The 20069-nt window shown below is 64.5% G+C and carries 22 protein-coding genes; 8 read left to right on the top strand and 14 right to left on the bottom strand.

Going from position 1 to position 20069, the window contains the following annotated elements:
• Positions 1-32 precede the first annotated feature (32 nt).
• On the bottom strand, positions 33-452 hold the full coding sequence (locus FNV92_RS03910; RefSeq protein WP_014439442.1) for an organic hydroperoxide resistance protein: 420 nt from the start codon (positions 450-452) through the stop codon (positions 33-35).
• A gap of 194 nt (positions 453-646) precedes the next feature.
• On the opposite strand from FNV92_RS03910, the gene FNV92_RS03905 reads away from it, so the two are divergent.
• Positions 647-3487, top strand: a complete 2841-nt coding sequence (locus tag FNV92_RS03905; RefSeq protein ID WP_143842107.1) for an ATP-binding protein — start codon at positions 647-649, stop codon at positions 3485-3487.
• Positions 3488-3492: 5 nt separating this feature from the next.
• Here the strand turns inward: FNV92_RS03905 and FNV92_RS03900 are convergent, their stop codons facing one another.
• Positions 3493-4164 (bottom strand): response regulator, encoded by a 672-nt coding sequence (locus FNV92_RS03900; protein WP_143842109.1) that lies wholly within the window; start codon positions 4162-4164, stop codon positions 3493-3495.
• A 341-nt stretch (positions 4165-4505) separates the two neighbouring features.
• Between FNV92_RS03900 and FNV92_RS03895 the strand changes: the two genes are divergently transcribed.
• On the top strand, positions 4506-6131 hold the full coding sequence (locus tag FNV92_RS03895; protein ID WP_014439439.1) for an MFS transporter: 1626 nt from the start codon (positions 4506-4508) through the stop codon (positions 6129-6131).
• Between the two features lie 76 nt (positions 6132-6207).
• Here FNV92_RS03895 and FNV92_RS03890 read toward each other — a convergent pair whose 3' ends face one another.
• Genes FNV92_RS03890 through FNV92_RS03880 form a run of 3 tightly spaced genes read right to left on the bottom strand, consistent with a single transcriptional unit; the run spans position 6208 to position 7495 of the window.
• Positions 6208-6681 carry a secondary thiamine-phosphate synthase enzyme YjbQ gene (locus tag FNV92_RS03890; RefSeq protein WP_014439438.1) on the bottom strand — a complete coding sequence of 158 codons (474 nt, stop codon included), beginning with the start codon at positions 6679-6681 and terminating at the stop codon, positions 6208-6210.
• 8 nt (positions 6682-6689) lie between these two features.
• Complete coding sequence (locus tag FNV92_RS03885) at positions 6690-7211, bottom strand: hypothetical protein (RefSeq protein ID WP_143842113.1); 522 nt, start codon at positions 7209-7211, stop codon at positions 6690-6692.
• A 41-nt stretch (positions 7212-7252) separates the two neighbouring features.
• Entirely contained in the window at positions 7253-7495 is a 243-nt protein-coding gene (locus FNV92_RS03880; protein ID WP_143842115.1) for a hypothetical protein, read from the bottom strand.
• 75 nt (positions 7496-7570) lie between these two features.
• Here FNV92_RS03880 and FNV92_RS03875 point away from each other — a divergent pair, with 75 nt between their 5' ends.
• The 5 genes from FNV92_RS03875 to FNV92_RS03855 all read left to right on the top strand — a co-directional run bounded on the left by FNV92_RS03875 (position 7571) and on the right by FNV92_RS03855 (position 10209).
• A complete protein-coding gene (locus FNV92_RS03875; protein ID WP_014439436.1) occupies positions 7571-7945 on the top strand; it encodes an AtpZ/AtpI family protein in 375 nt (124 codons plus the stop codon).
• Between the two features lie 110 nt (positions 7946-8055).
• Positions 8056-8805, top strand: coding sequence for a F0F1 ATP synthase subunit A (locus tag FNV92_RS03870; RefSeq protein WP_041748016.1), 750 nt, complete (start codon positions 8056-8058; stop codon positions 8803-8805).
• Between the two features lie 53 nt (positions 8806-8858).
• Entirely contained in the window at positions 8859-9089 is a 231-nt protein-coding gene (locus FNV92_RS03865) for a F0F1 ATP synthase subunit C (RefSeq protein ID WP_007599451.1), read from the top strand.
• A gap of 62 nt (positions 9090-9151) precedes the next feature.
• Positions 9152-9718 carry a F0F1 ATP synthase subunit B family protein gene (locus FNV92_RS03860; protein WP_014439434.1) on the top strand — a complete coding sequence of 189 codons (567 nt, stop codon included), beginning with the start codon at positions 9152-9154 and terminating at the stop codon, positions 9716-9718.
• A 5-nt stretch (positions 9719-9723) separates the two neighbouring features.
• Positions 9724-10209, top strand: a complete 486-nt coding sequence (locus FNV92_RS03855; protein WP_143842118.1) for a F0F1 ATP synthase subunit B family protein — start codon at positions 9724-9726, stop codon at positions 10207-10209.
• 455 nt (positions 10210-10664) lie between these two features.
• On the opposite strand, the gene FNV92_RS03850 is transcribed toward FNV92_RS03855, so the two are convergent.
• The 5 genes from FNV92_RS03850 to FNV92_RS03830 all read right to left on the bottom strand — a co-directional run bounded on the left by FNV92_RS03850 (position 10665) and on the right by FNV92_RS03830 (position 15985).
• Positions 10665-11318 (bottom strand): hypothetical protein, encoded by a 654-nt coding sequence (locus FNV92_RS03850; RefSeq protein WP_143842120.1) that lies wholly within the window; start codon positions 11316-11318, stop codon positions 10665-10667.
• 131 nt (positions 11319-11449) lie between these two features.
• Positions 11450-12037: a GNAT family N-acetyltransferase gene (locus tag FNV92_RS03845; RefSeq protein ID WP_014439431.1), complete on the bottom strand. Its 588-nt coding sequence runs from the start codon at positions 12035-12037 to the stop codon at positions 11450-11452.
• Positions 12038-12078: 41 nt separating this feature from the next.
• On the bottom strand, positions 12079-13368 hold the full coding sequence (locus tag FNV92_RS03840; RefSeq protein ID WP_143842122.1) for a M16 family metallopeptidase: 1290 nt from the start codon (positions 13366-13368) through the stop codon (positions 12079-12081).
• Positions 13365-14783 carry a threonine synthase gene (gene thrC, locus FNV92_RS03835; protein WP_168213365.1) on the bottom strand — a complete coding sequence of 473 codons (1419 nt, stop codon included), beginning with the start codon at positions 14781-14783 and terminating at the stop codon, positions 13365-13367. Before thrC ends, FNV92_RS03840 begins: the two co-directional genes overlap by 4 nt.
• A gap of 557 nt (positions 14784-15340) precedes the next feature.
• Positions 15341-15985, bottom strand: a complete 645-nt coding sequence (locus FNV92_RS03830) for a response regulator transcription factor (RefSeq protein ID WP_014439428.1) — start codon at positions 15983-15985, stop codon at positions 15341-15343.
• 86 nt (positions 15986-16071) lie between these two features.
• Between FNV92_RS03830 and FNV92_RS03825 the strand changes: the two genes are divergently transcribed.
• Entirely contained in the window at positions 16072-17406 is a 1335-nt protein-coding gene (locus tag FNV92_RS03825) for a histidine kinase (protein ID WP_143842126.1), read from the top strand.
• 2 nt (positions 17407-17408) lie between these two features.
• Here the strand turns inward: FNV92_RS03825 and FNV92_RS03820 are convergent, their stop codons facing one another.
• The 4 genes from FNV92_RS03820 to FNV92_RS03805 all read right to left on the bottom strand — a co-directional run bounded on the left by FNV92_RS03820 (position 17409) and on the right by FNV92_RS03805 (position 20033).
• Positions 17409-17774, bottom strand: a complete 366-nt coding sequence (locus FNV92_RS03820; protein WP_143842128.1) for a nuclear transport factor 2-like protein — start codon at positions 17772-17774, stop codon at positions 17409-17411.
• Positions 17775-17890: 116 nt separating this feature from the next.
• Entirely contained in the window at positions 17891-18643 is a 753-nt protein-coding gene (locus FNV92_RS03815) for an SURF1 family protein (protein ID WP_143842130.1), read from the bottom strand.
• Positions 18640-19041, bottom strand: a complete 402-nt coding sequence (locus tag FNV92_RS03810; RefSeq protein ID WP_143842131.1) for a DUF983 domain-containing protein — start codon at positions 19039-19041, stop codon at positions 18640-18642. The genes FNV92_RS03815 and FNV92_RS03810 overlap by 4 nt, the downstream gene beginning before the upstream one ends.
• 98 nt (positions 19042-19139) lie before the next feature.
• Positions 19140-20033, bottom strand: a complete 894-nt coding sequence (locus FNV92_RS03805) for a cytochrome c oxidase subunit 3 (RefSeq protein ID WP_014439423.1) — start codon at positions 20031-20033, stop codon at positions 19140-19142.
• Positions 20034-20069: the final 36 nt, after the last annotated feature.

Here is a 20069-nt window from a genome sequence, read left to right as displayed (position 1 = left end):
TACCTCGTTGGTAGTTGGTCGTTGGTGGCGCGTCAGATCAGTGCGACCGTGACGTCGATATTGCCGCGCACGGCGATGGAGTAAGGACAGGTCCGGTGGGCATCATCGATGATGCCGCGCGCGACCTCGGGATCTAGCCCCGGCAGGCTGACATTGAGGCGCGCCCGGAGAGCGAAGCTGCCCTCATCGAGGAGAAGATCGATTTCCGCATCGATCGCGCTTTTTCTCGGAAGCACGATTTTCCGCTTGCGCGCGGCAATCTCCATCGCGCCTTCGAAGCAGGCCGACCAGCCGGCCGCGAACAATTGCTCGGGATTGGTGCCGATGCCTGCGCCCCCCGGCGGCGACAGCTTGACGTCGAGGCGGCCATCGGAGCTGCGCGATATGCCGTCGTGTCGTCCGCCGCTGGTGTGGGTCCTGGCCGTGTAAAGTGTTTTCGCCGCTTGGGTCATGAACGTCTCCTAGCCGTCAAAGCAATGACTAGCAGCGGTTGTCCGAGCATACCCGTTTGGACTTGTGAGAAATTGTGAGGTCGCCACGCGCTTGCCTCACGAGGCCTGCATGCGCGGTCAGATGCCGATAGGGCGGACTTGCCCGATCGTCGCCATCTGGCTATCCGGTCGGTTCGAAGGGATCAGATTTCACCATGACCGAGCCGGCCAGTATCGCGACGGGAACTTTATCGTTCGGGCCGTTCACCGTAATGCCGCATGAGCGGCTCGTTACGCGCGACGGCGTGGCGCTTCCGCTCGGCGCAAAAGCCTTCGACACGCTGATCGCGCTGATGTCGCGGCCAAACGCGGTCGTCAGCAAATGGGATCTGATGGCGCTGGTGTGGCCCGGCATCACCGTTGATGAAGCCAATTTGCGCTTCCACGTCGCCGCGCTGCGCAAGGCGCTCGGCGACGGCAAGGACGGCGCCCGCTACATCACCACGCTCTCGGGCCGAGGCTATTGCTTCGTCGCACCGATCGTGAAAACGGAGAGTCCCGGAGAGCCGCGCGCGACGCCATACCGGGATTTGCCACCGGTAAAACTTCCCAACCGCCTGCTTCGGATGGTCGGGCGCGAGGAAGCAATCGCCGCCATCTCGGACAAGCTCATCGCCTCCCGCTTCGTCACGATCGCAGGCCCCGGCGGCGTCGGCAAGACCGCCGTCGCGGTGGCGATCGCTCACGACCTGCTCGAAACATTCTGCAACGCCGCGCATTTCGTTGATCTGGCCGCGCTCAGCGATCCCGATCTCGTGATCACCTCGATCCTGCTGATGCTGGGACTGCCGGCGCAGACCGACGATCCCCTCCCCGCATTGCTTGCGCATCTCCGGGACAAACGGATGCTGCTGATCCTGGACAATTGCGAGCACGTCATCGGCGCCGCCGCACCGCTGGCGGCCGAGATCTTTCACGGTGCACCGCACATCCACATCCTCGCCACGAGCCGCGAGGCTCTGCGCGTCGAGGGCGAACAGGTGTATCGGCTGGCGCCACTTGCCGTTCCGCCCGGTGATACCGGGATGACAGCCGCGTCGGCACAGACCTATCCAGCCCTGCAATTGTTCCTCGAACGTGCAACGGCCGGCGGCGCGCAGATCGTACTCGACGATGCAAATGCTGCGATCATCGCGAACATCTGCCGCAAGCTCGACGGCATGGCGCTGGCAATCGAGCTCGCCGCCGGCCGGGTCGAAGCCTACGGCCTGGAGCAGACGGCGGCGCTGCTCGACGAACGCCTCAATCTGGTTTGGCAGGGCCAACGCACCGCGCCGCCGCGGCAGAAGACGCTGCACGCGACGCTGGACTGGAGCTATAGCCTCCTGTCCGACACCGAGCGGCTCGTGCTGCGCCGGCTCGCGGTTTTCGCCGGTCATTTCACCATCGATGCCGCGCTCGAGGTGGTGCCTGACGACCGCGTCGACCGCTCCCGCCTGTTCGACGCCATCGACGGTCTCGTCGCCAAGTCGATGGTTGCGCCGCGCCCGATCGGCGCCATGATGCGCTACCGCCTGCTCGACACGACGCGCGCCTATCTGCTCGAGATTGATCCTTTCGACGCCGCACTCGCCGCCCGCCACGCGACCTATTACCGGCATTGGCTGGAACAGGCCGGCACGACATGGGCGACGCTGCCGAGCGCCGACGAGCGCGCGGTCCACTTCTCCGCGCTTCACAATGTGCGCGCGGCGCTCGACTGGTGCTTTGGCGCAAACGGCGACATCGGCGTCGGCATCGCGCTTGCCGCTGCCGCGGCCCCGATCTTCCTTGCGATGTCACTGCTGATCGAATGCCGGCGCTGGTCGGATCGTGCCTTGCTTGCGATCGATCCGTCCTCGCGCGGCAGCGCCGAGGAGATGCACATCCAGGCTGCGCTCGGGCTGACCTTGATGTTCACCCGCGGCGGCAGCGAGGCGGCGCGTGCTGCGTTGCGCAGGGCGCTTGCGATCGCCGAGGCGCGCGGCGATACGCCGAACCAGCTCCAGTTGCTCGGCCGCATGCATATCTTTCACGAGCGGACGGGACAGTTCGACGCCGCGCTCGGTTACGCCCAGCGGAGTCTCGTGGTCGCCCAAACGCTCGGCGATGCCGCCTCGATCGCCCTCGCTCATTCGCTGCTGGGCGTGTCGCTGCATCTGGCCGGCGAGCATCGCGAAGCGATGGCCATGCTGGAGACCGCCTGGCGGGGGCCGGGCACGGAACGGATCAGCACGGTCCATGGCTTCGATCATCGCAACCGCGCCGGCATCTCGCTCGCGCGCGAACTCTGGCTACAGGGCCGGCCCGCGGATGCACGGCGGCTGGCGCGTCAGACCATCGACGAAGCCGCGCAGATGGATCATCCGATCACACTCTGCATCGCGCTGATCTGGGCGGTTTCGATCGATCTCTGGAGCGGCGACCTCGACGGCGCCGAAACGAACATCGACCGTTTCATCGCGCATGCCAATTCGCGTTCGATGGGCCCCTATCTCGCGGTCGGTCGCGGCGTCAAAGGCGAGATCGCGATCCAACGGGGAAATGCCACCGATGGCGTCGAGACGATCAGGGCCTGCCTGCGCGAGCTCCATGATGCGGGCTACGAGCTGCTTACCACGACGTTCAACATCGCGCTGGTCCAAGGCCTGTTGGCAATCGGCCAGATCGAGCAGGGCGCAGGCCTGATCGACGATGCCATCCGCCTCGTCGAGCAAAGCGGCGATCACCTCTACATGCCGGAACTGCTGCGCATGAAGGGCAGGGTCCTGTCGCACCAGCCGCTGCCGCGGATCGAGGAGGCCGAGGCCTGCCTGATGCAGGCAGTTGAACTCAGCCGCACGAAGGGGGCGAAAGCGTGGGAATTGCGGGCGGCCATCGATCTGGCGCAGCTTCTCGTCGTCCGGCGTCGCCACCAGGAGGCAAGGCTATTGCTCCAATCGACGCGCGACGGTTTCGCTGCGGGCTCCGAGACGGAAGATATCAGGGACGCCGATGCGCTCCTGACGACGCTGTAGCAGGCTCACCCCGTCGGGGTGCCCTGCCTCCACTGGCCGCCCGCGATCTTCGCCGCGGCAATCACGGCCTGCGTCCGGCTCTCGACGCCGAGCTTTTGCAGGATCGCCGAGACATGCGCCTTGATGGTGGCCTCGGAGACGCCGAGCTCATAGGCGATCTGCTTGTTGAGCAGTCCTTCCGACAGCATCATCAGGACCCGAACCTGCTGCGGCGTCAGCGTGACCAGGCGGTCGCGCAGGCGTGTCATATCCGGGTCGGCGGCCGCGGTCAGGTCGATGTCGGCGGGAACCCAGACGTCACCCTCCATGACCTTGAGAATGGCGTCGCGCAACGTCTCGACGCCGTATCGCTTCGGGATGAAACCGGAGGCGCCGAAGTCGAGCGAACGGCGGATCGTGGCGCCGTCGTCGGAGGCCGAGACGATCACCACCGGGATCGCGGGATATTGCGCGCGCAGATAGATCAGGCCGGAAAAGCCGGAGATACCGGGCATCGAGAGGTCGAGCAGGATCAGATCGACGTCGGATGTCTGTTCCAGCAGCCTGGTCAGATCCTCGAACGATCCGGCCTCGTCGATCCTGGCCGAGGGCAGGACGCCCGCCACCGCCTGCCGCAATGCGTCACGGAACAGGGGATGATCATCGGCAATGACGAGATGGGTCGAAGGAGCGTTCATCGTTCTCTTGCTGTGGTTCGCGACCGGACGGCGAGTCGTTGCCGCGGCGGGTCAATTCTTCCCTGACCGGCCGTGGCATGCAAGCACACATTATCCCTTTGCAGCAAAGGGGTTAATCCCCAGCCTTCGGGATCAGCACCAGCGCCCGATACCGCACGTCAGGTGCGCGTCAGTGCGCAAGGCCGAAAGTCGTATTGGGGCGGGTTTCACGCCGATGTTACTTTGCGGTCAAGACCCAGGTTGATCCGGCATGCCCGGACATCTGGGGCGCGAGGAAATGATCTTTCGGGGAGCGACTCAACATGTCGACAATTGCTGTGGCTGAAACACGCGCGGGAGGGATGACGAAGGACGAACGGTTCGTCATTCTCGCCTCCTCGCTCGGTACCGTCTTCGAGTGGTACGACTTCTATCTCTACGGTTCGCTGGCCGGCATCATCGGCGCGCAGTTCTTTTCGGCCTATCCGCCGGCAACCCGCGACATCTTCGCGCTGCTGGCCTTTGCTGCGGGCTTCCTGGTGCGCCCGTTCGGCGCGATCGTGTTCGGCCGTGTCGGCGACATAGTCGGCCGCAAATACACCTTCCTCGTCACCATCCTGATCATGGGTCTGTCGACCTTCATCGTCGGCCTGCTGCCCAACGCGGCAACGATCGGCATCGCGGCTCCGATCATCCTGATCGCGCTGCGCCTCGCCCAGGGCCTGGCGCTCGGCGGTGAATACGGCGGTGCGGCGACTTACGTCGCGGAGCACGCGCCGAACGGCAAGCGCGGCTATTACACCTCCTTCATTCAGACGACCGCCACGCTCGGCCTGTTCCTGTCGCTGCTGGTGATCCTGTTCACCCGCAGCGCGCTCGGCGAAACCGAGTTCGCGGCCTGGGGCTGGCGCATTCCGTTCCTGGTCTCGGTGCTGCTGCTCGGCGTCTCGGTCTGGATCCGGCTGCGGCTGAATGAATCGCCGATCTTCCAGAAGATGAAGGACGAGGGGAAGAGCTCGAAGGCCCCGCTGACGGAAGCCTTCGGCAACTGGCAGAACGGCAAGCTCGTGCTGCTCGCGCTGCTCGGCGGCGTGATGGGCCAGGGCGTGGTCTGGTACACCGGCCAGTTCTACGCGCTGTTCTTCCTGCAATCGATCCTGAAGGTCGACGGCTATACCGCCAACCTCCTGATCGCCTGGTCGCTGCTGCTCGGCACCGGCTTCTTCATCGTGTTCGGCATGCTCTCCGACAAGATCGGCCGCAAGCCGATCATCCTTGGCGGTTGCCTGATTGCGGCGCTGACCTTCTTCCCGATCTTCAAGATGATCACCACCAACGCCAACCCGGCGCTGGAAAAGGCGATCGAGTCGGTCAAGGTCGAGGTGGTGGCGGATCCCGCAGGTTGCGGCGACCTGTTCAACCCGGTCGGCACCCGCGTCTTCACCGCGCCTTGCGACACCGCGCGTGCCTACCTCGCCCAGTCATCGGTCAAGTACACGACCTCGTCAGGCGCAGCGGGCTCGGGCGTCAAGGTCATGGTCAACGGCAAGGACGTCGCCTACGCCAACGCCAAGGACGGCAACCCGGCAGTGCTGGCCGCCGTGCAGGCCGCCGGCTATCCGAAGACCGGCGACGCCGGCATCGTGAAGATGTCGCATCCGTTCGACATCTTCCGCCCGCAGGTGGCCGCGACCATCGGGCTGCTGTTCATCCTGGTGCTCTTCGTCACCATGGTGTACGGCCCGATCGCCGCGATGCTGGTCGAATTGTTCCCGACCCGCATCCGCTACACCTCGATGTCGCTGCCCTACCACATCGGCAACGGCTGGTTCGGAGGCCTCTTGCCCGCGACCGCCTTCGCCATCGTGGCCTCGACCGGCGATATCTACGCGGGTCTCTGGTATCCGGTCATCTTCGCGTCCATCACGGTCGTGATCGGCTTCTTCCTGCTGCCCGAAACCAAGGACGTCGACATCAAGGCGACCTGATCGACAGCAACGATCGACAACCCAACCGGCCGCGGTCTCCGCGGCCGGTTTTGTTTTGGGCACTATCAGAGAAACATTACTGATTGCTGCCGATGAACTGCAGCACCACCTCTCGCCGGTGCGGCCGCATGCGGTGCTCGATCAAATAGATCGCCTGCCATGTCCCGAGTACGAGATTGCCATTCAGCACCGGGATCTGAAGCGAGGTCCCCGTCAACATGGTCTTGACGTGGGCCGGCATGTCGTCCGGTCCTTCGGTGTCGTGCGTCCAGCCGGCATTCTCGGGCGCGAGCCGCGACAGCGCCGTGGTGAGATCGGCGAGCACGGACGGATCGGCGTTCTCCTGGATCGTCAGCGAAGCCGAGGTGTGACGGATGAACAGCGTCAGCGCACCGTCGCGCGCGTGAACGTCCTTGATGAACGTCGTAGCTTCAGCGGTGAGATCGGTGAAACCGCGCCCGGGCGTCGGCACTGTCAACAGAGCGGTACTGATGGACGTGACCTGCACGGTCGACGGCGCCGAGCGCGTCAGGTGTTTCTCGGGTTTCATTCAAGCTCTCAAATCTTTCCCGACACGTCCTTCTGCACGCGGTTGGCCATGTCGATCAGCCGGCGCCAGGCCTTTTCCAGGAACGACATCACGCGATCGACGTCCTGCTCGCTTGGCAGCGGAATCTCGATCTTGCGATCGCCCTCGGCGACCTTCGGCTCCGCCTTCTTCAGCGGGTCGGATTTCGGCATGGACTCGTCGATCTTGCCCGACACGGTCGGTCCCGCCGCGAGCTGCGCTTTCAGCTTCTCGACCTCGGCCTGAAGCCGGCCGATCTCGGCATCGAGCGCGGTACGTTCGTCGGGCACGGCATAACAGGCCCAACCGGCGCCATTCCTGGTGCAGGTCGACACCGTTCCGGTGCGGGTGTCGAGCCGCAGCACGCCTTCGGGGATGGGCGTCATGCTGTAGCGGCCGTTTTCGCTATCGGGGGCCGGTTGCGCGGCCGCGAGATCGCCGCTGGTTGCCATCAACGCGGCAAGCGCGGCTGCCGCAAGCCATGATGCTGTGGATGATGTCGCAAGTCTCATCGCGCTCTCCGCCACGACGCGCAGGTGGCACGCCCGCACTTCTACACCCCGGCGCGGCCATCCGCCGCCAAAAACGCGCCTATGAAATCAAAGATCGCGGCAGCCGGTTTGATCCAGGCAGCGCGGCAAAATCGCGGCCGCCTTCGCCGATCATGAGCAGAGCTGCTGCGGTGCGGCGTCACGCTGTGTGCAGCGCTGTCGCACACGCCAATATCGTCAAGAAAATCAGCTACATAGTAGAAGGCGACGCAATCGTGACTTGGCTTGACTTGATTATGGGCCATCAGTATGGTCCGCGCGGCTTTTGAGGGTGGCGGGCGTAATTTCCATTCAGCCGCGGCGTTTCGGGTCTTCGTTGCATGACACAGGGCACGGGACACGGCGGGAATGGAGATCGCGATAGATCATCCGAGGAAGCTGCGCTTTCCGAACGGCTCGGGAATCTTGATCAGCGGTTGTCCGAACTTCGCGACCGCCACGTCAAGACCGAGCAACCCGCAGGTGACGGTGGAGACAGGGCGGCCAGAGCCTCGGCGATGGCGCTTGGTTTTCGGTTATCCTCCGAGTTGGTCGCCGGGGTCGTTGTCGGAGCGGGGATTGGCTGGGGTTTCGACCGCTTGCTGTCGACGTCGCCTTTCGGGTTTATCGTGTTCCTGCTGCTGGGCTTCGTGGCCGGCGTGGTGAATGTGGTGAGAACGGCGGGCGCGGGTCAAAACAGGCGCGGTGGTTCTTAAGCGATCCGCACAGGAGAGGAATGATCGTACCGGCCTCGCTGGTACGGGCCGGCCCGGCCGGCAGACCGAGACCCGCCGGCATTGCCCGGCAGACAAGAGATGCCGCGCTGATGAAAATCGACCCGATCCACCAGTTCAACATCGAGCCGCTCTTCACGCTGGGCCATATCGGCAATCAAACGATCGCCTTTACCAATTCATCGCTCTACATGCTGATCGCCGTGGCGATCATCTCGCTCCTGATGCTGGCGAGCGGCTCACAGCTGGTTCCCGGGCGCCTCCAGTCGGTCGCCGAAATCTCCTACGAGTTCGTGGCCTCGACCATCCGCTCGACCGCCGGCTCGGAAGGCATGAAGTTCTTCCCGCTGATCTTCTCGCTGTTCATGTTCATCTGCGTCTCGAACCTGATCGGCATCATTCCCTACACCTTCACGATCTCGAGCCATCTGATCGTGACGGCGGCCCTGGCGCTCCTGGTCTTCTTCACGGTCCTGATCTACGGCGTTGCCAAGAACGGCGTGAAATTCTTCTCGATCTTCGTACCTCACGGAGTTCCCGGCTACATCCTGCCGCTGGTGATGTTCATCGAGATCCTGTCGTTCTTCCTGCGGCCGGTCTCCCACAGCGTCCGTCTGTTCGCCAACATGCTGGCCGGCCACATCGCGCTGAAGGTGTTCGCGGGCTTCGTCGCCATGCTCGGCTTCTCGCTCGGCGCCCTCGGCTGGGTCGGCGGCGTCCTGCCGCTCGCGCTCACGGTCGCGCTGTACGCCCTCGAGATTCTGGTCGCGTTCCTGCAAGCCTATGTGTTTGCGATCCTGACCTGTATCTACCTCAACGACGCCATTCATCCGGGACACTGAGCGGTCCGGGGAATTTCCACCCAAAACCCAATCTTTCTTCCAAGGAGTCTAAAATGGATCCGGCAGCAGCAAAACTTATCGGCGCGGGCATCGCATGCATCGGCATGGGCGGCGCGGGCGTCGGCGTCGGCGTGATCTTCGGCAACTACCTCGCCGCGGCCGTTCGCAACCCGTCGGCCGCTCAGGGCCAGTTCGGCAACCTGATCTTCGGCTTCGCCGTGACCGAAGCGCTCGGCATTTTCTCGCTGCTGATCGCGCTGCTGCTGCTGTTCGTTCCGCTCTGAGGACGACGTTCTTCGCGCCGCTTCGACCGAAGCGGCGCGCCTGACAGCAACAGGAGTACTCCATGGCTGAGAGTCATGGCGGGGCGAAAGGTCCGGCGGCGGGCGCCCATACCGAGGCTGACGGTGGTCACCACGGTGGCGGCTTCCCGCCGTTCGAGAGCAGCACCTATGCTTCGCAGCTGGTGTCGCTCGCGATCTTCTTCGTCGTGCTTTACGTGGTCGTGTCCAAGCTCGCTCTGCCCAAGGTCGGCGGTGCGATCGAGGCGCGTCAGAACAAGATCGAGGGCGACCTCGCCGAAGCGCAGAAGCTGAAGGATCAGTCCGAGGCGGCGCTGAAGGCCTATGAAAGCGAGCTCGCTGCGGCGCGCGCGCGTGCGCAGGCGATCGGCAATGAATCCCGCGACAAGGCGAATGCGCAGGCAGACGCCGAGCGCAAGACGCTCGAAGAACAGCTGGCGGCCAAGCTCGCCGGGGCGGAAAAGACCATCGCCTCGACTCGCGCCAGCGCCATGAGCAACGTCCGCGCCATCGCGGCCGATTCGGCAGGCCAGATCGTGCAGCAACTTACGGGCGTCGTTCCGGATGCAGCGTCGGTCAATGCCGCCGTTGATGCGTCCTTGAAGGGTTAGTCGATATGTTCTTCGATCCTGAAACCTGGGTCGCCATCGCCTTCGTGATCCTGATGGTCCTGTTTGGCTATCTCGGGGTCTTCAAGAAAGCGATGACTGCGCTCGACCATCGCGCCGACCGCATCAAAGCCGAACTGGACGACGCGACGCGCCTCAAGCAGGAAGCTGCCAAGGTGCTCGCCGACTACAAGGCTCGCACCGCGTCGGCCGAACGTGAAGCTGCCGACATCATTGCCAACGCCAGGTCCGAAGCCGAGCGCATCGCGACCGAGGCCAAGGCGAAGATGGAAGACTTCGTCGCCCGCCGCACCAAGAACGCGGAGGGCAAGATCGCGCTTGCCGAGGCCCAGGCGCTGGCCGATGTCCGTGCCGCAGCCGCGGAGGCCGCCATCCAGGCCGCTTCCACGATCCTGTCGCAATCGGTCAAGGGTCAGGTCGCCGACGATCTGCTCGCCAAAGGCATCACCGAGGTTCGGCAGAAGCTGAACTGAGGGGTTTCGCCTCACCAATCAAAAAGCCGGCGCGATGAGCGCCGGCTTTTTTGTTTGTCCAAGCGATCGTGGACGGACCGACCGTTTGGCTGTCTAATCAAGTCATAAGGGCCATGATCTTTTGAGATCGTATGAAAACTGTCCAATGCAGCACGCACGGTCCCCAGCCGATGACATTCGTGTGCCAGCACGTTGTCCACGGCCTCACGAGGCGTGAACGCGTTGGCTTCTTCTGGGCGTCCGATCCAGAAAATCCAAGATCCGACGCATGGTGCAGTGAGTGCAATAACCGGGTTGCCGCGACCGGCGGTGAGTGGATCGGCGATGCACTGGAACATCTCGATCCAAAGGTACTTTGCGGAGCTTGCTATGACCTCGCAAAGGTCTTCCACATGGGCGGAAACCCTTGGTCCTAGCAGCCCCCGAGGGGGCCTACGCTGCCAGAGATATAGCCGCTACTTCTTTTTCCCCCGCGCCTTCGGCTCGGGCGCGAGCGCCTGCGGGTCGAAGCCGACATAGAAAATGTAGGTATCGGCGACCGCGGCCGACGGCACCGGATAGGCCAGATCCTCGGCGACGAAGGTGAAGGGCACGCTGCCGCCTTCCGCCATCCCGACCGTGGTCCGATAGGCCTTCGAGGCGATCACCTTCTCGCCGACGCCGCCCTGCACCACGGCGATGCGCAAGGGCACATCGACCGTAGCTGGTGCACCGGCGGGACCGGCGATGACGCGGCCCTGGATGCCGATCCGGGCCGTGACATCGCCGCCGTTGCGGAAGCATTCACGCGCCATCTTGGTGATGGTGGCCTGGAAGCGGATCTCGTTGCCGACGGCCGGCTTGCCAGTGACTCCGACCGCATAGGTGGAGGCGCCGGCGCGCACCGTGACCGGCGGGCAATCGACGTCGTCATCGGCCGGCTGGCCAGGCGCAGGTGCCGGCTTGGGCTGGGCCGGCTCGTCGGACTTGCCGCCAAACAGGCCCTTGAAGCGGTCGGTCAGCGACTGCGCCGAGGCCGGCGAGACGGCCGCAAGCGACACCGAGAACGCCAGTGCGATCACCGGGCCCTGCCGCAGCACATGCCGCAATGATCGAAGCTGCTTCACCATCAACGCCCGTACTCCATGACAATCTTCCGGCCCATCGCCGGCCGGCCAGCGGTTTATATCGCCAAAATCGGCGAACCCAAGGCAAGGAAAATAAGGCGCCGAAGACACTTTGGCCGCATGGATAAGCGGGCTCAGCCGCGAAAATCCTCGTGCAGCAGGCCGAACAACAGATGGTCCTGCCAGACCCCGTTGATGCAAAGATAGCGGCGCGCCAGCCCCTCGCGGGTGAAACCGCACTTCTCCAGCACCCGGATCGACGGCGCATTGGTGGGGATGCAGGCCGCCTCGACCCGGTGCAGATTGAGCTCGCCGAACAGCGTCGGCAGCAGCACCCGGAGCGCCGCCGTCATGTAGCCGCGATGGGCATTGGGCTTGCCGACCCAGTAGCCGATGGTGCCGGCCTGGACGATGCCGCGCCGGACATTGGCCAGGGTGATGCCGCCGACCATGGCGCCGTCGAGTTCGCGGAAGATCAGGAAGGGATAGGAGCGGTCTGCAGCGATGTCCTCGGAATAGCGGCGCAGACGGCGGCGGAAGCCGGACCGGGTGAGGTCGTCCGACGGCCAGATCGGCTCCCAGGGGGTCAGGTATTCGCGGCTGGACTCGCGCAAATGCGCCCATTGCAGAAAGTCCGACATCTGCGGCGCGCGCAGCAGAAGTCCGTTGCCGCGCGGCGCGAGGGCGGCGGGTCCACTGGATGGCAGGCGAAACAGGGCCATGGTGATGCTTCCCGGGGCAGATCAGCCCGTCTGCGCGGCTCCTAATGCAGCCGCGCCTTGGCACGTGCCCGGGTCAATCCTTCCGCAAAAGACACCGCCGTGTCCAGACCCCTGCCACTGCCTAATGCGACAACCGCAGGGCGGCTCCGCGAAAGCAGTGCACGCGCGGCGTCCCGGGTCGATTCGACGCTGACGGCGTCGATCCGGCCCACCAGCTCCTCCACCGTCTGCGGCCGGCCGTAGGCCAGCACGTGGCGGGCGAGCTGTTCGGCGCGGGACGAGCAGCTTTCCAGCGCCATCAGGAGGCCCGCCTTCATCTGCGCCTTGGCCCGCGCGATCTCGGCCTCGGTCAGCGTCTCCACCGAATCGTTCATGATGTCGACCACGACCTCCATCATCTCCGGCGCATCGGCGGGATCGGTGCCGGTGTAGAGGCCGAAGAAGCCGGTGTCGCTATAGGGCGCGTGGAAACTGTAGATCGAGTAGCAGAGGCCGCGCTTCTCGCGGACCTCCTGGAACAGCCGCGACGACATCCCGCCGCCGAGGATGTTGGTGAAGACCTGGAGCGAGAACAGCGACAGATCGCTTTGCGGCACGCCTTCCAGCGCCAGCGTCAGATGCGCCTGCTCGAGCTCGCGATGCACCACCTTGGCGCCGCCCTTGCCGAACATGGCAGATTGCGGCTTTGGCCCCGCCGTGCCCTCGAAGCTCGCAAAGCGCTTCTCGACCTCGGCGACCACCTGCCTGTGATCGACGGCGCCGGCTGCGGCCACCACCATGTCGGGTCCGCGGTAATGCGTCGAGAGGTAGCCGCGCAGCATGTCGCGGTCAAAGGCGCGCAAGGTCTTGGCGGTGCCGAGCAGCGAGCGGCCCATCGGCTGGTCGGGATAGCAGAGCTCGTTGAGGTGCTCGAAAACGACGTCGTCGGGCGTGTCCTGCGCGGCGCCGATCTCCTGCACGATGACGTTCTTCTCGCGCTCCAGCTCGTCCGGCTCGAAGGCCGGATTGGCCAGGATGTCGGCGAGCACGTCGAGTGCAAGCGGCACGTCGGCCTTCAACACCCGCGCATAATAGGACGTGGTCTCGGTCGAGGTGCCGGCATTGAGGTCGCCGCCGACCGCTTCGATCTCCTCGACGATCTCGCGCGAGGTGCGCTTGGTCGTGCCCTTGAACGCCATGTGCTCGAGCAGATGCGAGATGCCGTGCTCGTTCGGCTTCTCGTCGCGTCCGCCGACGCCGGCCCAGACGCCGAGCGCCGCGGTCTCGAGATGGGGCATTCTGTCGGTGACGACGGTCAGGCCGGACGCAAGCTTGGAAATCTCGACGCTCATCCGGCAACTCCCTGTTTCGCGGCGCGGCTGACCGACAGCACGAACCGCTCGACCTCGCCCTGCTCGTTCTTCATCACCTTCATGTGTTCGGATTTGGTCATGAGACCGTCGAGCCAGGCCGGCAGTTGCGGCCGCTGGCCGCAGGCCGCTTCGACCGCATCGGGGAATTTGGCCGGATGGGCCGTCGAGAGCACGATGCTGGGGACCGTCGTATCGGTGGTGTCGCGGTCGGCGACCGCGAGCGCGACCGCGGTGTGGGGATCGACCAGCTCACCCGCCTCGCGCCAGGCGGCGCGGATCGCAGCCGCGGTCTCGGTCTCGTCGGCGCGACCTGCGTCGAACTCCTCGCGGATCGCGGCCAGCGTCGCGTCGGGCAGCACGAACCGTCCGGACTGCTTCAGCGACTCCATCAAGCGGCGCACGCCGGCGGCGTCGCGCCGGCCGGCTTCGAACATCAGCCGCTCGAAATTCGAGGAGATCTGGATGTCCATCGACGGCGACGCGGTCGCGTGCACCTCGCGCACCTCGTAGATCCCGGTCTTGAGCGTACGCGCCAGGATGTCGTTGACGTTGGCGGCGATGCGCAGGGTGCGGATCGGAAGACCCATGCGCTTGGCGACATAGCCTGCAAAGATGTCGCCGAAATTGCCGGTCGGCACGACGAAATCCACCGCGCGCGCCGGCGCACCGACGGCAACGGCCGAGGTGAAGTAGTAGACGACCTGCGCGACGATGCGTGCCCAGTTGATGGAATTGACGCCGGACAGCGAGGTCGCATCGCGGAAACGATGGTTGTTGAACATCGCCTTCACGAGCGCCTGGCAGTCGTCGAAATTGCCTTCGATGGCGAGCGCATGGACGTTGGCCGCACCCGCCGAGGTCATCATCCGGCGCTGCACCTCGGAGATGCGGCCGTGCGGAAACAGCACGACGAGATCGACATTCTCGAGGCCCGCAAACGCCTCGACAGCGGCGCCGCCGGTGTCACCGGAAGTCGCGACCACGATGGTGGTGCGCTGGCTGCGCTTGGCGAGCACGTGGTCCATCAGCCGCGAAATCAGCTGCATCGCCACGTCCTTGAAGGCGAGCGTCGGACCGTGAAACAGCTCCAGCACGAACTGGTGCGGCGACATCTGGCGCAGCGGCACCACCGCCGGGTGACGGAAGGTGGCATAGGCCTCGTTGGCCATGCGACCGAGCTCCGCATCCGAAATCTCGCCGCCGGCGAAGGGGCGGATCACATCGACCGCGACCTCCCAATAGGGGCGACCGAAGAAGCCGGCGATGGTGTCGGCCGAGAGCTGCGGCCAAGTGGCCGGCACATACAGGCCGCCGTCGCGGGCAAGCCCGGTCAGCATCACGTCGCAGAAGCCGAGTTCGGGGGCCTCGCCCCGGGTCGAGATATAACGAGTCAAACTGCCCTCCAAAGGCCGGCCAAGCCTGAGCTTATCCGTAAGCCTTTGATTTTACGAAATTACTTGTTAACAGCCAGAGGCTTTGGGCCACCATAAAGTGTTTTGCGGCATCGGGAAACCGCTTCCCGTCTGCACTTGCCTCCAACGAAAAAGGGCTGCGGTGATGCCGCAGCCCCTCTCTTGGAAGGTCTGTCATTGATTTGTGCAGACCAGTTTGCCTTGTGCGGGTCACAGCCCGCGAAAACAGTTCGCGCCAGCTTTCGTCGCCTGTCACGACATCGTCAAGAGCGAAAACGACGGGCGCAAAGAAAATGTTCCTACTTTTCCCGACGCGCTATCGTCCGCCATTGCGCGTTGCGGCGGTTCTTGAGCGCGATACTGCTTCTTTTTCCCGAATCTAGCACTAGTTCCGGAACGAATATCACCTCCGCCCATTGTGCCCGAGGATGGTGTCGGCGGTGTCCATGCATTGCCCGGCTGGCGCCGATGCCGATCCGCCCCGCCGAACCGGATGCATCCTGGAGCAGCCGGTTCGGCGACCGGGCGGTCCTGCGAACTCAGTTCATCCCGATTTCCACTGCGATCCGGATCAGGTCGGAATGGTTCTTGGCGCCGAGCTTCTGCTTGAGCAGGGACGTGGTGTTGGCGACCGTCTTGTAGGAGATGCCGAGCGCCTCGGCGACTTCGACGATCTTGTCGCCGCGTCCGAGCAGGCGGAGAATTTCAAGCTCCCGCGGCGTCATCTGCGAGGCCGGATTGGCCTTGATCGCGGCGCCGGAGAAGGTCACGGCCTCCGCGAGCTGCGGCGAGATGAAGTTGTCGCCCGCGATCACCTTGCGCACCGCCTTGAGCAGAATCCGGGGATCGTCGCCCTTGGAGACGTAGCCCTGCGCCCCCAGCTCGACCGCCCGCACGACGAAAGCCGGATCATCGTTCATGCTGAACATGATGATCTTGGCCTCGGGATCGTCCTTGCGGATCCGCCGCATCAGCTCGAAGCCGGAGACGTCGGGCAGGCTGATGTCGATGACGGTGACGTCAGGCCGCTTGCTGATATAAGCGCGGTGCCCGGATTTGGCATCGATCGCCTCGTCGATCCGGATCGAGTGGTCCGACGCGAAAAGCGTCCGGCAACCGGACAGCACCACAGGATGGTCGTCGACGATCAGAACCTTGGTCGCCGGCTTGGCAGTATCTTGCATCGCGCGCTCTCTTGTTTTTCGACTCATAGACCGGCGGGAACAAATGGAAAGAGAAAATCCCGCCGATGCGCGTTAGAATTGACCTAATGTGGCAACGACTCTCCTTCCGGACGCAACTGTTTCTTCCGCTCGGCCTGAGCTTCCTCGCCGCGCTGGCCATGGGCGGCGTGCTGCTCCAGACCTTCGCGACCGGCCAGCTGGCGGACGAGAACGAGCCGGGGCTACGCTCGACCCGGACGGTCGCCGGAGCGCTCAACAACACCCTGAGCGCCTCGAACGATCCCCAGAAGACTCTGGACGCTTTTGTCCATTCCTTGGGCACATCCTCCGATATTCAATTCCGTTCAGTGGAAGCAGGTCCTGCGCCAGTTCCGAAGGACAGCCTGCGTGGGCTGCATAGCGTGCCCCAATGGTTCGTCGACCTGATCGCCATCCCGGACATGGATGCGGCATCTCCGATCATCATCGACGGCAGGCGCGTCGGCGATCTCGTCTTCCTGCCCGACTTGTCGGCCGACCTGTTCGAGAAATGGATCGGCTTTCTGGCGCTGACGAGCCTCATCGCCGTGCTGATGGTGCTGACCGGAACGATCGCCTATCTCTTCGCGGGATCGGCGCTGCGCCCCCTGCAGAATCTCGGCGCGGGCCTCACCCGCATCCGGCGCGGCGATTATGTGACGCCGATCCCGGTGGCAGGGCCGCCCGAGATCCGGCAGAGCTGCGAGGAGGCCAATGCACTGGCAACGACGCTCGCACGATTGAGCCGGGATAATCGCGACCTGCTGCACCGCCTGGTGTCGCTCCAGGACGACGAGCGGCGCGACCTCGCCCGCGAACTGCACGACGAGCTCGGGCCACTGCTGTTCAGCATTCGCGCCGGCGCGACCGCGTTGATCGAGACCGCGCCACCGTCGGGAAATCTCGGCAATGCCACGCAGGAGGTGATGCGATCGGTCGAGGCGCTCCAGCAGACCAACCGCCGCATTCTCGACCGGCTCCGGCCGCTCTACATCGAGGAACTGGGGCTGGAGAGCAGCGTGCAGACGCTACTCCAGAACTTTCGCAGGCAAGCGCCGCATATCGCCCTGACCGCAACGCTCGACCCTGATCTCAACGAGATCGACGGACCGCTGGCGCAGACCGTCTATCGCGTGATCCAGGAGGCATTGACCAATGTGTTGCGCCACGCCGGAGCAAGCCATGCCCATGTGCAGGCAACCATTGCCGACAGCGCGCTCACCATCGAGATCGCTGATGATGGCGGCGGCTTTCCCGCCGACAACATCTTCGGCCGAGGCCTGACCGGGATGCACGAGCGCGTGCGCGCGCTCAGCGGATCGCTGTCACTGCTTCGCGCGGACGAGCGAACCTATGTGCGATGTCGCTTGCCGGTCGAAACGAGGCGCGATGCGCAGACCTGAGGCTAGCAGGCGCAACCGGCGTGCGGCTCCTGCAGTGCCGGTCCGCACAGCGTGCTGTGGATTTTGCCTTCGGGACTGAAGCGAAACGAGGCGTGGATGCGCAGCGAGCCGGCGACGGAATATTCGAGATCGATGCCAAATGGCACGGGATTGATCTCTTCCAGGCCGAAACCCGCCGAGGAATAGGCGCTGAGCCGCGGGCCCCAATAGGTTTCGAGTTCGCGCCGTCCGCGATAACGTCGCGTGCCGTTGCAGCTGCATTCGACCTGAGCGTCGTCCGTATAGAGGTCGAGCAGCATGGCGAGGTCGCCCTTACGGCACGCATCCACCCAGTCGACGATAATTCCCATCTGATCGAAATCGCTCACGCCAAAGTCCTGTCTGCCGCGAAAATTTGCATGCGGCTTAGGATCACACTCGTGAATGTGTGCTGAATAATAAACCCCGGGCGATACCGGGTTCCTTCCGGGAACCTACGGAAAGTTCAGGCCGCGCGGCGTCCCCTCACCCAGACGCCGAATGCAATCAGCACCGCGCCTGCGAGTGCGAACCATGTGATGGCGTATTGCAGATGGTCGTCCTTCAGATGCACGTCGAGCGGGCCCGGACGCGGGATGTTGTTCTCGGGAGCGGGCTGCTCCAGGTCGATGTAGAACGGCGCAACCGCGCCCCAGCCGAGCGCGCCGGCAATGGCGAGATGATTGCGCACGAACCAGAGCCGCTTGTCGCGGTTCTCCGCCGGCGTCATCCAACCCGGCGGTTCGGGAAAGCGCAGATAGCCGGTGAGCGCGACAGCTTGCCCGGTCACGAGCTTCTTCACCGCGCGATCCTCGACGCTGCGATCCTGCATCGTGTTCTCGACGAAGCCAGCATCGATCACGACCGTCTCGCCGGTCGGGAGCCGCGCGGGCAGAAAGGCCCAGGTGCCGGGCCCTGAGGCGTCCCTGCGCACAGCCGAGCCGGACGAATAAACCATCGCATCGGGCGAAGCCGCGTAGGTCGCGGTGAAGCTGACGCGGCGGAATTCGTCGTTCGCGGGATTGAGCGCGGCCCATTGCGCCGGCGGCGGCAGCGGGACCGGCGCTTCGGCAAGCCGCTCGGTGAGCGCGGCGACCAGCTCGTGCTTGGCGGTCCGCCGCTGCAACTGCCAGACGCCGAGTGCGACGAAGGACGCGGTCAGGAACAGCGTGAACAGCGCGAAGCCGGCCACGCGAGGCTTGCGCGCAGTCTCGTTCATTTCGCGCGGTCGACCAGCCGGCCCGGCGCCGCTTTGTGGTGGAATTGCAGGGAGATCAACAGCGACTTCATGGCACGCAGCGGCAGCAGTGTGGTGGCGAGGATCAACGGCAGCCATAGCACCGCATGCAGCCAGTACGGCGGCTGATACTTGACCTCGACCACGAGCGCGCAGCCGACCACGATCGCGCCAGCCAGCATGATGATGAAAATCGCCGGACCGTCGCCGGTATCAATGAAGGCGTAGTCGAGGCCGCAACGGTCGCAAGATGGCGCAAGCGTCAGGAAGCCCGCATAGAGCTTACCCTGGCCGCAGCGCGGGCATTTGCAGCCCAGCCCCCGCATGGCGCTTTGCAGGACGGTGGTTACGGGTTCGGACGGGCCGGCGGTGTCGTTCATGATGGCGGACTCTATCACAGTTTCCGCCGAGACAGCCCGGCAGCTGAAAAGCGAAAGGGCGGCCCTGCGGCCGCCCTTTCTGATGGATCCATCACGGCTCAGTGCGCGCCGTGAGCCATGGTCTCGGCACCGTGTCCCCACACATAGATGCAGAGGAACAGGAACAGCCAGACCACGTCGACGAAGTGCCAGTACCAGGCGGCGAACTCGAAACCGAGATGCTGCTTCGACGTGAAGTGGCCGGCATAGGCCCGGAACAGGCAGACCAGCAGGAAGATGGTGCCGACCAGCACGTGGAAACCGTGGAAGCCGGTCGCCATGAAGAAGGTCGCGCCATAGACGTTGCCGGCGAAGGAGAACGCCGCGTGGCTATACTCATAGGCCTGCACGCAGGTGAACAGCGCTCCAAGCACCACCGTGAGGATCAGGCCGTATTTGAGGCCCTGTCGATCGTCCTCGAGCAGCGCGTGGTGCGCCCAGGTCACCGTGGTGCCTGAGGTGAGCAGGATCAGCGTGTTCAGGAGCGGCAGGTGCCAGGGATCGAAGGTCTCGATGCCGTGCGGCGGCCATGTGCCGGGCACCGCGCAGGCGCCGGCAGCGGTGCCGAGACCGCACCCGAACACGGCATCGCGCGTGGCGTGGACAGCGTCGGCCGGGAACAGCGCCGCGTTGAAATAGGCCCAGAACCAGGCGACGAAGAACATCACCTCGGAGGCGATGAACAGGATCATGCCGTAGCGGTGATGGAGCTGCACGACGCGGGTGTGGTCACCCTTGTACTGGGCTTCCTTGATCACATCGCCCCACCAGCTCGCCATGGTGTAGAGCACGCCCACCGTGCCGACGCCGAACACGATCGGAGCAGCCGAGAACATGTGATGCATCCAGGAGATCGCACCGACCGCCATGATGAAGGCCGAGAGCGAGCCTACGGCCGGCCAGGGAGAGGGATCGACCAGGTGATAGTCGTGATGCTTGGTTTGCGCAGCCATTGCCGTCTCTCTCCTCAATCCCGTGCCTGTCAGGCA

It is taken from the genome of Bradyrhizobium cosmicum (genome assembly GCF_007290395.2).
Classification (GTDB): domain Bacteria; phylum Pseudomonadota; class Alphaproteobacteria; order Rhizobiales; family Xanthobacteraceae; genus Bradyrhizobium; species Bradyrhizobium cosmicum.
Note: the sequence above shows the minus strand (reverse complement) of the source record. Positions and strands in the feature narration are given on the sequence as shown.

Coding starts and splice junctions, on each gene's coding strand:
- FNV92_RS03910 (WP_014439442.1), bottom strand. CDS start 452: ATGACCCAAGCGGCGAAAACACTTTACACGGCCAGGACCCACACCAGC.
- FNV92_RS03905 (WP_143842107.1), top strand. CDS start 647: ATGACCGAGCCGGCCAGTATCGCGACGGGAACTTTATCGTTCGGGCCG.
- FNV92_RS03900 (WP_143842109.1), bottom strand. CDS start 4,164: ATGAACGCTCCTTCGACCCATCTCGTCATTGCCGATGATCATCCCCTG.
- FNV92_RS03895 (WP_014439439.1), top strand. CDS start 4,506: ATGACGAAGGACGAACGGTTCGTCATTCTCGCCTCCTCGCTCGGTACC.
- FNV92_RS03890 (WP_014439438.1), bottom strand. CDS start 6,681: ATGAAACCCGAGAAACACCTGACGCGCTCGGCGCCGTCGACCGTGCAG.
- FNV92_RS03885 (WP_143842113.1), bottom strand. CDS start 7,211: ATGAGACTTGCGACATCATCCACAGCATCATGGCTTGCGGCAGCCGCG.
- FNV92_RS03880 (WP_143842115.1), bottom strand. CDS start 7,495: ATGGCCCATAATCAAGTCAAGCCAAGTCACGATTGCGTCGCCTTCTAC.
- FNV92_RS03875 (WP_014439436.1), top strand. CDS start 7,571: ATGACACAGGGCACGGGACACGGCGGGAATGGAGATCGCGATAGATCA.
- FNV92_RS03870 (WP_041748016.1), top strand. CDS start 8,056: ATGAAAATCGACCCGATCCACCAGTTCAACATCGAGCCGCTCTTCACG.
- FNV92_RS03865 (WP_007599451.1), top strand. CDS start 8,859: ATGGATCCGGCAGCAGCAAAACTTATCGGCGCGGGCATCGCATGCATC.
- FNV92_RS03860 (WP_014439434.1), top strand. CDS start 9,152: ATGGCTGAGAGTCATGGCGGGGCGAAAGGTCCGGCGGCGGGCGCCCAT.
- FNV92_RS03855 (WP_143842118.1), top strand. CDS start 9,724: ATGTTCTTCGATCCTGAAACCTGGGTCGCCATCGCCTTCGTGATCCTG.
- FNV92_RS03850 (WP_143842120.1), bottom strand. CDS start 11,318: ATGGTGAAGCAGCTTCGATCATTGCGGCATGTGCTGCGGCAGGGCCCG.
- FNV92_RS03845 (WP_014439431.1), bottom strand. CDS start 12,037: ATGGCCCTGTTTCGCCTGCCATCCAGTGGACCCGCCGCCCTCGCGCCG.
- FNV92_RS03840 (WP_143842122.1), bottom strand. CDS start 13,368: ATGAGCGTCGAGATTTCCAAGCTTGCGTCCGGCCTGACCGTCGTCACC.
- FNV92_RS03830 (WP_014439428.1), bottom strand. CDS start 15,985: ATGCAAGATACTGCCAAGCCGGCGACCAAGGTTCTGATCGTCGACGAC.
- FNV92_RS03825 (WP_143842126.1), top strand. CDS start 16,072: ATGTGGCAACGACTCTCCTTCCGGACGCAACTGTTTCTTCCGCTCGGC.
- FNV92_RS03815 (WP_143842130.1), bottom strand. CDS start 18,643: ATGAACGAGACTGCGCGCAAGCCTCGCGTGGCCGGCTTCGCGCTGTTC.
- FNV92_RS03810 (WP_143842131.1), bottom strand. CDS start 19,041: ATGAACGACACCGCCGGCCCGTCCGAACCCGTAACCACCGTCCTGCAA.
- FNV92_RS03805 (WP_014439423.1), bottom strand. CDS start 20,033: ATGGCTGCGCAAACCAAGCATCACGACTATCACCTGGTCGATCCCTCT.